This window comes from Intestinimonas massiliensis (ex Afouda et al. 2020), assembly GCF_900626285.1.
In the GTDB taxonomy this organism is placed as follows: domain Bacteria; phylum Bacillota; class Clostridia; order Oscillospirales; family Oscillospiraceae; genus Flavonifractor; species Flavonifractor massiliensis_A.
On record NZ_LR131148.1, the window covers coordinates 421485 to 436438 of the forward strand.

At 62.3% G+C, this 14954-nt stretch carries 14 protein-coding genes; 8 read left to right on the top strand and 6 right to left on the bottom strand.

What is annotated here, in order from left to right:
* Positions 1-134: 134 nt before the first annotated feature.
* Positions 135-311: a hypothetical protein gene (locus E0E41_RS18665; RefSeq protein ID WP_165450611.1), complete on the bottom strand. Its 177-nt coding sequence runs from the start codon at positions 309-311 to the stop codon at positions 135-137.
* A gap of 174 nt (positions 312-485) precedes the next feature.
* Here E0E41_RS18665 and E0E41_RS17965 point away from each other — a divergent pair, with 174 nt between their 5' ends.
* The 7 genes from E0E41_RS17965 to E0E41_RS17995 are packed head-to-tail and all read left to right on the top strand — an operon-like array spanning position 486 to position 7962.
* Entirely contained in the window at positions 486-1769 is a 1284-nt protein-coding gene (locus E0E41_RS17965; protein WP_130871241.1) for a dihydroorotase, read from the top strand.
* A gap of 42 nt (positions 1770-1811) precedes the next feature.
* Positions 1812-2738, top strand: a complete 927-nt coding sequence (pyrF, locus tag E0E41_RS17970) for an orotidine-5'-phosphate decarboxylase (protein ID WP_130871242.1) — start codon at positions 1812-1814, stop codon at positions 2736-2738.
* Positions 2739-2750: 12 nt separating this feature from the next.
* A complete protein-coding gene (locus E0E41_RS17975; protein WP_130871243.1) occupies positions 2751-3530 on the top strand; it encodes a dihydroorotate dehydrogenase electron transfer subunit in 780 nt (259 codons plus the stop codon).
* Complete coding sequence (locus tag E0E41_RS17980) at positions 3523-4440, top strand: dihydroorotate dehydrogenase (protein WP_130871244.1); 918 nt, start codon at positions 3523-3525, stop codon at positions 4438-4440. The genes E0E41_RS17975 and E0E41_RS17980 overlap by 8 nt, the downstream gene beginning before the upstream one ends.
* Before the next feature lie 14 nt (positions 4441-4454).
* Positions 4455-4790, top strand: a complete 336-nt coding sequence (locus E0E41_RS17985; protein WP_130871245.1) for a DUF6054 family protein — start codon at positions 4455-4457, stop codon at positions 4788-4790.
* Between the two features lie 51 nt (positions 4791-4841).
* A complete protein-coding gene (locus E0E41_RS17990; protein WP_130871246.1) occupies positions 4842-6017 on the top strand; it encodes a bifunctional histidine phosphatase family protein/GNAT family N-acetyltransferase in 1176 nt (391 codons plus the stop codon).
* A gap of 1 nt (position 6018) precedes the next feature.
* The gene (locus tag E0E41_RS17995; protein ID WP_130871247.1) at positions 6019-7962 is read left to right on the top strand and encodes a YgiQ family radical SAM protein; all 1944 of its coding nucleotides are present in this window, start codon (positions 6019-6021) and stop codon (positions 7960-7962) included.
* 59 nt (positions 7963-8021) lie between these two features.
* Here the strand turns inward: E0E41_RS17995 and E0E41_RS18000 are convergent, their stop codons facing one another.
* The 5 genes from E0E41_RS18000 to E0E41_RS19210 form a co-directional block, all read right to left on the bottom strand.
* A complete protein-coding gene (locus tag E0E41_RS18000; RefSeq protein WP_130871248.1) occupies positions 8022-9470 on the bottom strand; it encodes an efflux RND transporter periplasmic adaptor subunit in 1449 nt (482 codons plus the stop codon).
* A gap of 50 nt (positions 9471-9520) precedes the next feature.
* Positions 9521-11833, bottom strand: a complete 2313-nt coding sequence (locus E0E41_RS18005) for an ABC transporter permease (protein ID WP_130871249.1) — start codon at positions 11831-11833, stop codon at positions 9521-9523.
* 1 nt (position 11834) lies between these two features.
* The gene (locus tag E0E41_RS18010; protein WP_130871250.1) at positions 11835-12536 is read right to left on the bottom strand and encodes an ABC transporter ATP-binding protein; all 702 of its coding nucleotides are present in this window, start codon (positions 12534-12536) and stop codon (positions 11835-11837) included.
* Positions 12537-12674: 138 nt separating this feature from the next.
* Complete coding sequence (locus tag E0E41_RS18015; RefSeq protein ID WP_130871251.1) at positions 12675-14279, bottom strand: CTP synthase; 1605 nt, start codon at positions 14277-14279, stop codon at positions 12675-12677.
* Positions 14280-14423: 144 nt separating this feature from the next.
* A complete protein-coding gene (locus tag E0E41_RS19210; protein ID WP_278045198.1) occupies positions 14424-14555 on the bottom strand; it encodes a hypothetical protein in 132 nt (43 codons plus the stop codon).
* Between the two features lie 192 nt (positions 14556-14747).
* Between E0E41_RS19210 and E0E41_RS18020 the strand changes: the two genes are divergently transcribed.
* Positions 14748-14942: a hypothetical protein gene (locus E0E41_RS18020; protein WP_130871252.1), complete on the top strand. Its 195-nt coding sequence runs from the start codon at positions 14748-14750 to the stop codon at positions 14940-14942.
* Positions 14943-14954: the final 12 nt, after the last annotated feature.

Sequence of the window (14954 nt, forward strand, 5' to 3'; positions counted from 1 at the left end):
GCAGATTCTTCTTCAAGAAGCCGGACCGGAGGACAAGATTTTTGAAAAATACCGTGTGATCCCTTTCATTTTGGTTTTAATAATATTGAGCATAAAAAAAGAGGTGCGGTTTTTGAAACCGCACCTCTTCTGCCTCAGAAGCCCAGGGTGTCCGCCAGATCGTCCTTCATATGGTCCATCTTGCGGGCGGCTTTCTTGGCCATCCGGCGCATATCGGGGCCCTGCATCCCTTTGGTGGCCACCGCCATACCGATGGCGGCTCCGGCGATGATGCCCATGCCCATTCCTTCCAGAAACGCGTGCTTTGTCATGTTGTGACGCTCCCTTCTGCATTGGTGTCCGTCTCTATTATTGCCCGAAATGCAGAAAAATCCGTTGCTAAAAAATGCGATTCAAGGTATAATGAAAAAACGAAGAGTAAACTCGTACGGAGGGTCGGGGGAAGACGCCTGGACCCTTTTTTTGCGTGAGAAAGGAGCGATCGCGTGAAACTGCTGATACGCCAGGGACGTCTGGTGGACCCGGTGGGGGGCATCGGCGGCATCATGGATATTTTACTGGAGGACGGCAAGGTAGCCGTCATCGGCAGCGATATCAGAGAGTCGGACGCGGAGATCATCGACGCCAGGGGCCTGACGGTATGTGCCGGCCTGGTGGATATGCACGTGCACCTGCGGGAGCCCGGCTTTGAGTATAAGGAGACCATTGAGACCGGCGCGGCGGCAGCCGCCCACGGAGGATTTACCTCTATCGCCTGTATGCCCAACACCAGGCCTGTCACCGATACCCCGGAGGGGATCGACTTCGTTAAGCAGAAGGCGGCTCAGGCCTGCGGCATCCACGTCTGGCCCATCGGCGCGGTGTCCAGGGGACAGAAGGGGCAGGAACTCACTGATTTTGAGGCCCTGAAGGCGGCGGGCGCGGTGGCCCTGTCCGACGACGGGGTGCCGGTACAGAATGCCAACCTGATGCGGGACGGCCTGATTCTGGCCCACCGCCAGAATCTCACGGTTCTCTCCCACTGTGAGGACGCGGACATGGTGAAGAACTACGCCGTGAACGAGGGCCGGATCTCCCGCCAGCTGCGCATCAACGGCCGGCCCGCCATCGCTGAGGAGCTGATGGTGGCCCGGGACGCCATGCTGGCGGAGGAGACGGGGGCGGCGGTACATATCTGCCACATCTCCACCGCCAAGTCGGTGGCTCTGGTCCGCCGGTATAAGCGCAAGGGGGTGCAGATCACCTGCGAGACCTGCCCCCAGTATTTCAGCCTCACCGAGGACGAGATCCTCACCCAGGGCACTATGGCCCGGGTGAACCCGCCCCTGCGGACCAAGACAGATGTGGAGGCCATCATTGAGGGCCTGAAGGACGGCACCATCGACGCCATCGCCACCGACCACGCCCCCCACTCCGCCGAGGAGAAGGCCCGCACTCTGACCGAGGCCCCCAGCGGCATGGTGGGTCTGGAGACCGCTCTGGGTGTGACCCTGACCTATCTGTACCACACCAAGGAGCTGCCCCTGTCCGACATTCTGCGGAAAATGACCATCAACCCCGCCTGCATCCTCCGCCTGCCCACCAAGGGCCGGCTGTCCATCGGGGCGGACGGCGATATGGTCATCTTTGACCCGATGGAAGAGTGGACGGTGGACCCGGAGCAGTTCGCCTCCAAGGGCCGCAACACCCCCTTCGCGGGGAAAAAGCTGAAGGGGAAAGTGAAATATACCATCGTGGGCGGCAAGGTAGTCTATCAGGACAAGCCCTGACCGCATGAAAACAGAAATAGAAAAAAGAGGAGTTTGAGAATTATGTCCTTTGACGCGCTGCAGGAGAAGATCATCGCTTGCAAGAACCCCACCGTGGTGGGTCTGGACCCCAAGCCCGAGTATGTGCCTGAGCACATCCGCAAGGCCTGCTATGAGCAGTACGGCGAGACCCTGGAGGGCGCCGCTGAGGCTCTGTACCGCTTCAACTGCGGCCTGATGGACGCCCTGTGTGACATCGTGCCCGCCGTGAAGCCTCAGTCCGCCTACTATGAACGCCTGGGCTGGCGGGGCATGGAGGTGCTGGAGCGCACCATCCGCTACGCAAAGGAGAAGGGCTTCTTTGTCATCGCCGACATCAAGCGGGGCGACATCGGCTCCACCGCCGAGGCCTATGCCGACGCCTGGCTGGGCACCACCAAGGTGGGAGAGCATGACCTGAGCGTGTTTGACGCCGACTGCGTCACCCTCAACGGCTACATGGGGGGCGACAGCGTCAACCCCTTCCTGAAGGTGTGCAAGCAGACCAACAAGTGTACCTTCTCCCTGGTCAAGACCTCCAACCCCGGCTCCGGCGAGCTGCAGAACGTGACCGCCGGCGACGGAGACACCGTGTACGGCCTGATGGCCGACCTGATCGAGAAGTGGGGCGCCGGTACCGAAGGCAAGTACGGCTATACCATGGCCGGCGGCGTGGCCGGTGCCACTCACCCCGACGAGCTGAAGCAGATCCGGGCCCGGATGCCCCACACCTTCCTGCTGGTGCCCGGCTACGGCGCCCAGGGCGGCACCGCCGAGGACGTACAGTATGCCTTCCAGGCCAAGGGCCGGGGCGCCATTGTCAACTCCTCCCGTGGCATCATCTGCGCCTGGCAGAAGACCGGCAAGGACGGGGCCGACTACCAGGAGGCCGCCCGCAATGCTGCCATCGCCATGCGGGATGACATCTGCCGGTTCATCACCATCGAGTAAGGAGGGGAGACCATGCCCATCGAACAGCTCTGTAAGGTCGTGGAGATGGCTCCTCTCAACGACAGCACTTACTGGATGACTCTGGAAGTGGGGCAGATGGTGGCCGAGCAGGGGCTCCGGGCCGGACAGTTCCTCCACGTGGCCTGCGGCGAGGGCCTGCTGCTCCGCCGCCCCATCTCCGTGGCCTATGCCCTGGACGACGAACCGGAGAATACCGCCGCTCTCATCTTTGAGGTGAAGGGGGAGGGCACCCGCTGGCTGGCTCAGCGCAAAGTGGGGGATCAAATCAACGTACTGGGCCCCCTGGGCAACGGCTTTGCCGTGGAGGAGGGCGGCCGCTACCTCCTGGTAGGCGGCGGCATCGGAGTGCCTCCTCTGCTGGGGTATGCCGAAGCCTTCCATAAAAACACCGTGGCCGTGCTGGGCTTCCGCTCGGCAGACCGGGTGATCCTGGCCGACCGCTTCCGGAATTGCTGTAAAGAGGTATACCTTTGCACAGATGACGGAAGCCTTGGGCGCCATGGATTTGTGGACGCCCAGGTGAGGGACATTCTTGAACAGGATAAAGACTTTACAGCCATTCTGGCCTGCGGCCCCAAGCCCATGCTGAAAAATGTGGCCAAGGCGGCGGCGGAGTACGGCGTGCCCTGCCAGGTTTCCATGGAGGAGCGGATGGCCTGCGGCGTGGGCGCCTGCCTGGGCTGCGCCATCCAGATGGCCGACGGCACCATGAAGCACGTGTGCAAGGACGGCCCGGTATTCGACGCCAAGGAGGTGGACTGGAATGTCTAAGGTGGATCTGTCCGTCGATCTGGCGGGTGTGCGTCTGAAAAACCCCATCGTGGTGGCCTCCGGTACCTTCGGCTTCGGCCGGGAGTACGGCCAGTTCTATGATCTCAGCGAGCTGGGCGGGATCTGCGCCAAGGGCCTGACCCTCCACCGCCGGGAGGGCAATCCGCCTCCCCGCATCGCCGAGACCCCCATGGGCATCCTCAACTCCGTGGGGCTCCAGAACCCCGGTGTGGACGCCTTTATTGAGCATGAGCTGCCCGAGCTGCGGAAGCACGACCTGGCCGTGATCGCCAACATCTCCGGCAACACCCCGGAGGAGTACGGCATTATGTGTGAGAAGCTGTCGGCGGCTGGGGTGGACATGATCGAGGTTAACATCTCCTGTCCCAACGTAAAGGCCGGCGGCCTGGCCTACGGTACCAAGCCGGAACTGGCCGCTGAGGTCACCAGGATGGCCAAGGAGCACGCCACCGTCCCCGTGATGGTGAAGCTGTCCCCCAATGTCACCGACATCACCGAGATCGCCAAAGCGGTGGCTGACGCCGGGGCGGATGCCCTGTCCCTCATCAACACCCTGCGGGGCATGCGCATTGACGTGAACACCCGCCGTCCCATTCTGAAGATGAACACCGGCGGCCTGTCCGGTCCCGCCGTACTGCCTGTGGCGGTGCGGATGGTATGGGAGGTGGCCAATGCGGTGGACCTGCCCATCCTGGGTATGGGCGGCGTGGCCAAGGGCGAGGACGCGGCCCAGCTGATGCTGGCGGGCGCCAGTGCCGTGGCGGTGGGTACTGCCTGCTTTGCCGATCCCTATGCCCCCATCAAGGTGCGGGACGCCCTGGCGGAGATTGCCGCAAAACAGGGCCTTGACAAGGTATCTGACCTGACAGGCGGCGTGCGCCCCTGGTAAGGGAAGGAGATACGATGGAGAATACTTATTTCGTATCCTGCTCCATGGAGCAGTGCGGCGATCTGATCCACAGCGCCATCGTGGACGGCAGTATCACCGGCGAACTGCTGGACCACTATGTGATCCAGGGCCCCAACGGCCTGAAGTGTGCGGTGATGGTGTATGAAAAGCACTACTGGCGGGCGGGCAACCGCCTGACCCTCACGGTTACCATCGACAATATGAGCGGCCGTACCAGAGTGCATACCATTGGCGGCGGAGGCGGCGAGGGCCTGTTCCGTTTTGACTGGGGCGCTGCGGAATCCTTTGAGGGCGTGGTGGAGGAAGCACTGTCGCCCTATATGCTCTGAGCTCACAGAGCGTGCGATTACTTACCAAAGAGAGAGCAGGTATATACAGACATGACAAGAATCTATCTGATCCGCCATGCAGAGGCGGAGGGCAATCTGTACCGCCGTGTCCACGGATGGTATGACAGCCTGATCACCGACAACGGTTACCGGCAGATTTCCGCTTTGCGCGGGCGGTTTGACAATATCCCCATTGACGCGGTATATTCCAGCGATCTGTTCCGAACCATGACCACCGCCAAGGCCATCTATGTCTCCCACGGCCTGGAGCTGCATACCCGCCCCGACCTGCGGGAGATCGGCGTAGGGGAATGGGAGGATGTGCCCTGGGGCGAACTGTCCCACCGGGACGGGGAGCGGCTGTATGAGTTCAACCACAGCTCCCCCAAGTTCCAGGTGGAGGGCGGCGAGACCTTTGCCCAGGTGCAGAAGCGGATGCTGGATGCGGTGCGGGATATTGCCGAGCAGCATCCGGACCAGACAGTAGCGGTGTTCTCCCACGGTACCGCGATCCGCAGTCTTCAGGCCAGGATCCGCGGCCTGGGACCGGGTGAGATGGACGGTTTGGGCCACAGCGACAATACCGGCGTCACCTGCCTGACGGTGGATTCCCACGGCATTTGCCGCCTGGTGTTTGAAAACGACAGCTCCCACCTGCCGGAGGAGATCTCCACCCTGGCCCGGCAGAAGTGGTGGAAGTCCCGGGAGAGCAGCCTGGCTGACGCCAATCTGTGGTTCCGCCCTCTGGATATGGAGACGGAGGGGGAGCGCTATCGGGACGCCCGGAGCGACGCTTGGCAGGACATCCACGGCACGGAGATCCCCTGCGACAGTGAGGGCTTCCGGCGGGACGCCCTGCGCTGCTGGTCCCAGGATCCCCAAAAGGCGGTGATGGCCGCTATGCTGGGGGAGGAGTTTGCCGGTGTTCTCCAGCTGGATCTGGAGCGCTGGGCGGATGAGGGGATCGGCTATATCCCCTTCGTGTACATGTCCCCGGACTACCGGAAAAAGGGCCTGGGGGTCCAGCTGATCGGCCAGGCGGTGTCCACCTACCGGCCCCTGGGCCGCACCAGGCTGCGGCTGCGCTGCGCGCCGGACAACGGGGTGGCACAGCGTTTTTATAAAAAATATGGGTTCGTAAAAGTCGGGGAGGTCCAGGGGGCCGGCGGCGTGCCGCTGGATCTGCTGGAAAAATACATCGGCTTTGATACGGACGAATCGAGGTAATATGAACAAGTTTCTTCCCGTTTCCAAGGCAGACCTGGCGGAGCGGGGCTGGGATTGGTACGACTTTCTCATCATCACTGGCGACGCCTATGTGGATCACCCCTCCTTCGGCCCGGCCATCATCTCCCGGCTGCTGGAGGCGGAGGGGTACCGGGTGGCCATTCTGGCCCAGCCGGACTGGCGCAAGGCGGAATCCTTTACAGTGTTGGGCCGGCCCCGGCTGGGTGTGATGCTCTCCGCCGGCAACATCGACTCCATGGTGGCCCACTATACCGTGGCCAAAAAACGCCGGCATGACGACGCCTATTCCCCGGGAAACAAGGCCGGCCTGCGGCCGGACCGGGCGGTCATCGTCTACTCCAACAAGGTGCGGGAGGCTTTTGGCGATATCCCTCTGGTGATCGGCGGGCTGGAGGCCTCCCTGCGGCGGTTTGCCCACTACGACTACTGGGAGGACAAGGTGCGCCGCTCGGTGCTGTTCGACAGCCAGGCCGACCTGCTGGTGTACGGCATGGGGGAGACCGCCACCAAGGAGATCGCCGCCCGTCTGGCCTCCGGCACCCCCATCGGCGAGATCAGAGATGTAAAGGGAACGGCCTTTATTGGACGGACCCCCGGCGACTGCGCCTATCCCATGGTGGAGTGCCCCTCCTTTGAGCAGGTGCGCTCTGACAAGCGGCAGTACGCGGTGGCCAACCAGATCCAGTATGAGGAGCACGACCCGGTGCGGGGAAAGGCAATTCTCCAGCGGCATGAGGACCGTCTGCTCATCGTCAATCCTCCTGCCATGCCTCTGACCACGGCGGAGCTGGACTATGTGGCTGAACTGCCCTATGTGCGGGAGCCCCATCCCATGTACGATTCCATGGGCGGTGTGCCCGCCATTGAAGAGGTGCGCTTCTCGGTGGCCCACAACCGGGGCTGCTTCGGAGCCTGCAACTTCTGCTCCCTGGCCTTCCACCAGGGGCGGATTATCTCCTCCCGCAGCCACGAGAGTGTGCTGAGAGAGGTGGAGGCCCTGACCCATCACCCCGGCTTCAAGGGCTACATCCACGACGTGGGCGGTCCTACCGCCAACTTCCGCCGCCCGGCCTGCAGGAAGCAGCTGAAGGCGGGAATGTGCCGGAACCGGGCCTGTCTGGCCCCGGAACCCTGCCCCAATCTGGACGCCGACCACACCGACTACCTGATGCTGCTGCGGAAGATTCGGGCGATACCCGGTGTGAAAAAGGTGTTCATCCGCTCCGGCATCCGGTTCGACTACATGATGAAGGACAAGAGCGGGGAGTTTTTTGCCGAACTGGTAAAATACCACGTGTCCGGTCAGCTGAAGGTGGCGCCGGAGCACTGCGTGGACAGTGTGCTGGACTACATGGGCAAGCCCCATATCGCGGTGTACGAGAAGTTCCGGCGCAAGTACGAGTCCCTGAACCAGAAGTACGGCAAGGAGCAGTATCTGGTACCCTATCTCATGTCCTCCCACCCCGGCTGCACCATGGAGGACGCGGTGCGCCTGGCGGAGTGGCTGAACAAGTCGGGCCGCCAGCCGGAGCAGGTCCAGGATTTTTATCCCACCCCCGGCACCCTGTCCACCTGCATGTACTATACCGGTATCGACCCCCGCACCATGCAGCCGGTTTACGTGCCCAAGAATCCCCACGAAAAGGCCATGCAGCGGGCACTGATGCAGTGGAAGCGGCCGGAGAAGCGGGCGCTGGTGCGGGAGGCCCTCCACGTGGCCCATCGGGAGGACCTGATCGGCTACGGCAAGGAATGTCTCCTGCGGCCCGTCAGCCGGAAGCCGGAAGGGGAGACCCGCCGGAAGGGAAAGGAGCCGGAGCGGCCCAGCCGCCCGGAAAAGAAGGCCCGCCCGGTAAAAAAGGCAGGCTGGGCGGCGGCCAAACCCAAGAAGAACGCCCGGCCCCGGAAAAAGCGGCCCCATTAAAGGAAGAAAAAAGGCAGGCACACGGATTGTCCCGTGTGCCTGCCTTTCTTTTTACTGATTTACGGAAGCAGGACCTGGTCCTCGGTGGTCAGCCCCTGGAGGATCTCGGTATACCCGCCGCCGGAGACGCCGGTCTCCACTTCCACCTCCGCAGCCTTGCCGTCCCGGAGCACCTGCACCTTGCCGCCGCTGACCGCCCGGGAGGGTACCCGGAGGCAGTCCTCCTTCTGCTCGGTGATGATGGCCACATTGACGTTCATACCGTCCCGCAGGCCGGTGGTGTCGTCCAGGGAGAGTTCCACGGTGTAGTCGGTGACGCCGCCGGAGGTAATGCCGGTGTCGTCGATGCGCTCCACCGTGCCGGTATAGCTCCTGGGCTGGCCGCTGTCGTCGGTGAAGGAGATCTGAGCCTGCTGGCCGGGCCAGATCCGCTCGATGTACTGCTCATTGATGTCGGCGTGGACGCACAGCGCCTCCGGCTGGGCCAGCACCGCCATGGGGGTGCCTGCCGCCGCCATGTCCCCGGTCTTTACCGACCGGGTGAGGATGACGCCGTCAGCGGGCGCCAGAATGGTGTAGTCCACCCGCTTGTCCTCCAGCTGGGAGAGGGAGGTGCGTGCCGATTCCACCGACAGGGAGGCGTTGGTGACCGCGTTGGTCAGGCTGTCGTTCTTGATGGTCATCACCGTCTGCCCGGCGGTGACGGCGGTGCCCACCTGGATGGGCAGAGAGACCACCTGACCGGACTGGGTGGCGTAGATGGACTGCTCAGTGGCGTAGCTGACGGTGCCCGTGTCCATACAGGCCGCGCCGCCGATGCTGGCGGAGGCCACGTCTCCGCTGAGCACGGTGCCGGGGTTCTGGAAGGAGAGCTCCACATATACCCCCGTCCTGCCGCCGGAGAGGGCGCTGGAGGTGTCATAGATCCGCTTCACCGTGCCGGTCACCGTCTCGGCCCGGCTGGGGAAGGAGATGACGGCAGAGGCGCCCACGGAAAATCCGGCGGCGTCCTCCGTGAAGAAGGGGACCGTGAGCTTCAGGTTCTGGCTGTCCACCACCTGAGCGATGGGGGTGCCGGAGGACACGAAGTCTCCCACGTGGACGTTGACGGCGGTGATGGTGCCCGAGGCATAGGCGGTAACCGTCAGGTCGTCGCAGGCGGCCTGGGCCTGGCTCAGGGCGGCCTGAGCGCTGTCCAGAGAGAGCTTGGCCTGCTCGATCTGGTCCTCCAGGTCCCCTGCGTCTATGACGTACAGCTCCTGCCCCGCGGTGACGGTGTCACCCTCCTCAATGGCGCAGGACACCACCGTGCCGCTGACCTGAGGGACAATGCTGTAATTGTCCCGATAAGTGACGGTGCCGGTATCTTCTACTGTGTTCTCTACCGGCCCGATGTCCGGAAAGACGGTCTCCTGCTCCTGGTCGTCCTCGCTGGAGCATCCCGCCAGAAGAGCCAGGCTCAGCAGACAGGCCAGCACCGTACTCCCGTGTTTTCTGCGATCTCGCATCAGATCCACCCCTTTTGCTGTGAAGGAACCATGTATTTGCTCTGCCGGACCTATTCCACGCTTTTCAGCGCACCCAGCATGTCGATTTCCCGCATTTTCCGCCCGATGACCACGTTGACCGCCAGGGCAAACAGCATGGTCACTGCACAGGACAGACCGATGGCCCTGGCGGTGATGACAACCTCCAGGGGCATGGAGGTAATGGAGAGGATCAGGAACCGGTCCAGTCCGATGCCCAGGGGGATACCCAGCAGAATGCCTGCGGCGGCAAAGATCAGATTCTCGCTGAGCTGAAGATACTTGATCTCCCGCTCGTGGAAGCCCAGCACCATCAGGGTGGCCAGGCTCCGGATCTGTTCAAAGAAGCTCATGATACCCAGGTTATAGATGACGATACAGGCCAGTCCGCCGCCGAAGACGATAAGAATGTACACCACCATGGAGGTGTTTGCCATCTTTTCCACCACTGCGGCGGTGACGGTCTCCCGGCTCTGCCAGCCGTCCACAAAGTCATAGCTGTCCAACTGGGTCTCCAGCATGGCCGTGTCACCGGCGGTCAGGTAGGCGGCAGTGGGGGTATAGGCCCGGCCCAGGTTCCGCCAGATGCTCCGGCTGACATAAGCTCCGCTGACACAGCGGTTGACCTCTGCCACCCTCAGGGTGACATAGCCGCTCTCTCCCGTGAAGCGGAGGGTGACAGTGTCCCCCTCCTTCAGTCCCAGGTCGTCCGCCAGCTGCTGCTCCAGCACCAGTCCGTCCTCCGGCAGAGCCAGAGGAGCGTCGGCGTAGGGGTCATACAGGTGGAGGGATACGCTGTCCTCCGCCACCGTCAGGGTGGAGGTGGCCCGCTGGTCCTCACTGTACAGCCAGCAGGTGGTGGTCATCTCCAGCTCCGCGCTGGTGACGCCGGGGGTGGTAACCAGACGGCTGTACTGGCTTTCGGTGACCGAGGTATTCAGATCGGCCATCACGTCATAGCGGTTCTGGTTCTGGGCCAGGGCATTGGAGTAAGCGTCCATGGAATCCTTGATGGCGAAGGCCATGAACACCAGGGCCATGCAGAAGGCGATGCCCACCACGCAGGTGAACATGCGCACCTTGTTGCGGAAGGTATTGCGCAGGATGTATTTCTGATTGAAGCCCAGCCGCCGCCACAGGGGGCGGATATGCTCCAGCATCAGGGACCCGCCGCTCTTGGGGGCCTTGGGCCGCATACACTGGGCGGGGGTCTCCTTCAGCAGGGACCGGGCCACCAGCCAGGCGCTGCCGATGCAGCACAGGGCGGTGAGGCCCAGGGCCTGTCCCCAGGCGGGGAAGTCGTGGACGATGTCGGTGGGAGGCAGGTCGCAGCCGGTGGCGATGGTCCAGACGATGAGGGCAGAGATGTATTTGCTCAGCAGCGCTCCCGGCGGGAAGCCCACGATGACCACCAGCAGGGCGTGGAGCAGGTAGTAGAACAGAATGGTCCGGTCGGAGTAGCCCAGGGCCTTGAAGGTACCGATGTCCGACCGGGCGCTTTCGATGAGCCGGTTCATGGTGCTCACCATCATCAGCACCGCGCACAGGAAGAACAGGGTGGGGAAGAAGGTGAGGATGGGCACCAGATTGTTTTTGGTCTCCATCAGGGAGTAGGCCTGCTGGTTGTCCTCCAGGGCCAGGATATTGACCACCTTGCTGCCCAGCACGTCGTCCACCTGGCCGCGGATCTGGGCGGTGGACACGTCGTCGGCGGTGGTGATGCAGATCTGATTATAGATGTGGGAGCCCATCACGCCGCTGAGCACTTCTTCCTTCACATAGGCGAAGCCGTAGCGGGACAGGTCGGGGGAGGGGGTGGTGGTGTTGACGGGGTAGAGGCACTCCGGGTCCTTGCCCACGCCGCACACCTGCAGCCGCAGGTGGACGCCCAGGCCGGTGAGGGTGATCTCATACCAGTCCCCCACCCGCAGCCCCCTGGCCTCGGCAAACTGATCGCTGAGGAAAATCTCCTGGTTGCCCTGGGGCAGGCGGCCCTCCGTCACGTAGGGAGTATTGATGGCCTGATCCTCCGGCACACCATAGAGAGAGAGGGTGATGTCGCTGTCGTGCCGCTCCTCCGCGTCCAGCACCACCCGGGGCTGCACTCCGGTGACTCCGTCCAGAGCCTCCAAAGCCCGGCAGTCCGCCATGTCCAGCCCCACGCCGGTGATCCAGTAGTCGGCCACGTTCTGGGTGTCATAGTAGTTCCCCATGATGCGGTCCACATTATAGATGATCCCGCTGAGGGCGGTATACACCACCACGGCGATCATGGTGATGATGCTCACCGAGATAAGCCGGGAGGCGGTGCGCCGCAGATCCCGGAAAAAATTCCTCCAGATCATGCTACCACTCTAGCTCCTGCACCGGTACCGGGTTGGGATTTTCCGTAAAGGATTCGATCTTTCCGCTCTTCATGCGGATGACGATATCGGCGGTGGGGGCCAGGGCCCCGTTGTGGGTGACCACCACCACCGTCTTTTTGCTCTTCTTGCACAGATCGTAGAGCAAGGCCAGGATGGCCTTGCCCGTCACATAGTCCAGGGCGCCGGTGGGCTCGTCGCACAGCAGCACGTCGGGATTTTTGGCCAGGGCACGGGCGATGGCGCCCCGCTGCTGCTCACCGCCGGAGCACTGGGCAGGGAAGTTGCCCATCCGGTCACCCAGCCCCACCATGTTCAGCACCTCTTTGGCGTCCAGAGGATTCTTGCAGATCTGGCTGGCCAGCTCCACATTTTCCAGCACCGTCAGGCTGGGCATCAGGTTGTAGAACTGGAACACAAAGCCGATGCTCTCCCGCCGGTACTGGGTGAGCTGCTTTTTATTGAAGCTGGAGATCTCTTTGTCGTTGACAAAGACCTTGCCGGCGGTAGGGGAATCCATACCGCCCAGAATGTTGAGTACCGTAGACTTACCGGCGCCGCTGGCCCCCAGAATGATGGTGTACTTGCCCTCCGGGATGGTAAAGCTCACGTCGTCCACCGCCCGGATGGTGGTCTTACCCATCACATATTCCCGAACCACATGTTCCAGCCGCACGCCCGCCATCGGTGACACCCCTTCCGGCAGTTGGATTTCTTATTTTGTTTTATTATAGCGTTTTTTCACATATTGCGTCAAGGCGGGGGGTATAGAAAAGCAGCCTGCCTTTTCAGGCAGGCTGCTGTGCTTCCAACAGGTTACGAATTATTTTTCGCTCTCCAGAGCGGCGGACACAAAGCCATGGAAGATGGGGTGAGGCCGGTTGGGACGGCTCTTGAACTCCGGATGGAACTGGACTCCCAGGAAGAAGGGGTGGTCCTTCAGCTCCACCGCCTCCACCAGCCGGCCGTCAGGGGAGGTGCCGCTGAGGGTCAGGCCGGCTTCTTCCAGGTCCTGGCGGTAGTCGTTGTTGAACTCATAGCGGTGGCGGTGACGCTCGTGGATGAGGGACTGGCCGTAGCACCGCTCCAGCAGGCTGTCCGGCGCAGTCTGGCAGGGCCAGCTGCCCAGCCGCAGCGTGCCGCCCTTGTCGATGGAGTCGCTCTGACCGGGCATGAAGTCGATGACCTTATAGGGACAGTCCGGGTCAAACTCCCCGGAGTTGGCGCCGTTCATGCCGGCCACATCCCGGGCAAACTCGATGACCGCTGTCTGCATTCCCAGGCAGATGCCCAGATAGGGCACCTTGTGGGTCCGGGCGTACTGGGCGGCCAGCACCATCCCCTCGATGCCCCGGCTGCCGAAGCCGCCGGGCACCAGGATGCCGTCTGCTCCGGCCAGGATCTGACCGCAGGTCTCGGGGGTGATGGTCTCGGAATCCACCCACCGGATATCCACCCGGGTCCGAAGGGCATAGCCGGCGTGGCGCAGGGCCTCGGCCACGGAGAGATAGGCGTCGTGGAGCTGGACGTACTTGCCCACCAGGGCGATGGTCACCGTCCGGTCCTGCTGGCGGATCCGCTCCACCAGGCCGCGCCACTCGGTCAGGTCGGGGGCGGGGGCGTCGATGTGGAGCTGGCGGCACACCACCTCGGAGAAGTGGGCCTGCTCCAGCATCAGGGGAGCCTCATACAGGTTGGGCAGGGTGATATTCTCGATGACGCAGTCCCGCTTCACGCCGCAGAAGCCGGAGATCTTTTCAAAGATGCTCTCGTCCCGGATGGGCTCGTCGCACCGCAGCACGATGATGTCGGGGGAGATGCCGAAGCCCTGCAGCTCCTTCACCGAGTGCTGGGTGGGCTTGGACTTGTGCTCCCCGGAGGCCCGCAGATAGGGTACCAGGGTCACGTGGATGTAGAGGGCGTTGTCCCGGCCCACCTCCCGGCCCACCTGGCGGATGGCCTCCAGGAAGGGCTGACTCTCGATGTCGCCGGTGGTGCCGCCGATCTCGGTGATGACCACGTCGGCGTCGGTCTTGCGGCCCACGCTGTAGATGAAGTGCTTGATCTCGTCGGTGATGTGGGGGATGGTCTGTACTGTACCGCCCAGGTACTCCCCCCGGCGCTCCTTGGAGATCACGTTGGAGTAGACCCGGCCGGTGGTCAGGTTGGAATACTGGTTCAGGTCCTCATCAATGAACCGCTCATAGTGGCCCAGATCCAGGTCTGTCTCCGCACCGTCCTCCGTGACGAATACCTCGCCGTGCTGATAGGGGCTCATGGTGCCCGGGTCCACGTTGATATAGGGGTCCAGCTTTTGGGCTGCCACCTTCAGCCCCCGGGCCTTCAGCAGCCGGCCCAGAGAGGCGGCGGTAATGCCCTTGCCCAGACCGGATACCACGCCGCCGGTCACAAAAATGTATTTCGTCACAGTGAGGACTCCTTTCCCAAATAAAGGGACAGAGAGTCCCAGAATGCCATCCGGGACGTCTCTGTCCTTGAACAGAGATATGATACCCTCAGCTTTGCAACATGTCAATACAAAAATTTCATATTTTCAAAGCGCTTTTTCGGGCTATTCTCTGAGCAGCCTGCGCAGTTGACGGCCCTGGGGACTGTCCGGACGGCTCACTGCCCGCAGGAAGGCCCGGGGGTTGGCGCAGAACAGGGTGATGCACGCGGCGGTCCGCCGAAGAAATCGCTTCATCACATTCCCTCCCGCTGCCAGTATACGGCGGGAGGAATGTCGGAATCTGGCGGATCAAGGGGGCTTTAGGGGTAAGATTTTAGCTGCCTTTTACCATATCTTGATAGAAAGCGCGCCGGGAAACTGCTATCCTGTTCTCATAAAGGCCAGCTGTGTTTCGGAAATTGATCTGAACGGAAAGGGGTTTTTTCTGTGATTCCTTGTCAAAAGAGCTGTTCGGCCTACTGTGAGGGCTGCCACAAGAACTGCGCCCAGTGGGCGGTATTTCAGACGCGGCTGCGGGCGGAGCGCCAGGCCAAGAAGGACTACTTAAAATATTACAATGAGCTGTGCGGAGCGGTGACCCGTCAATTCCGGGCCATCGGGGCCTACTGTGCGGCTCGTTGATTGAGATAGGAA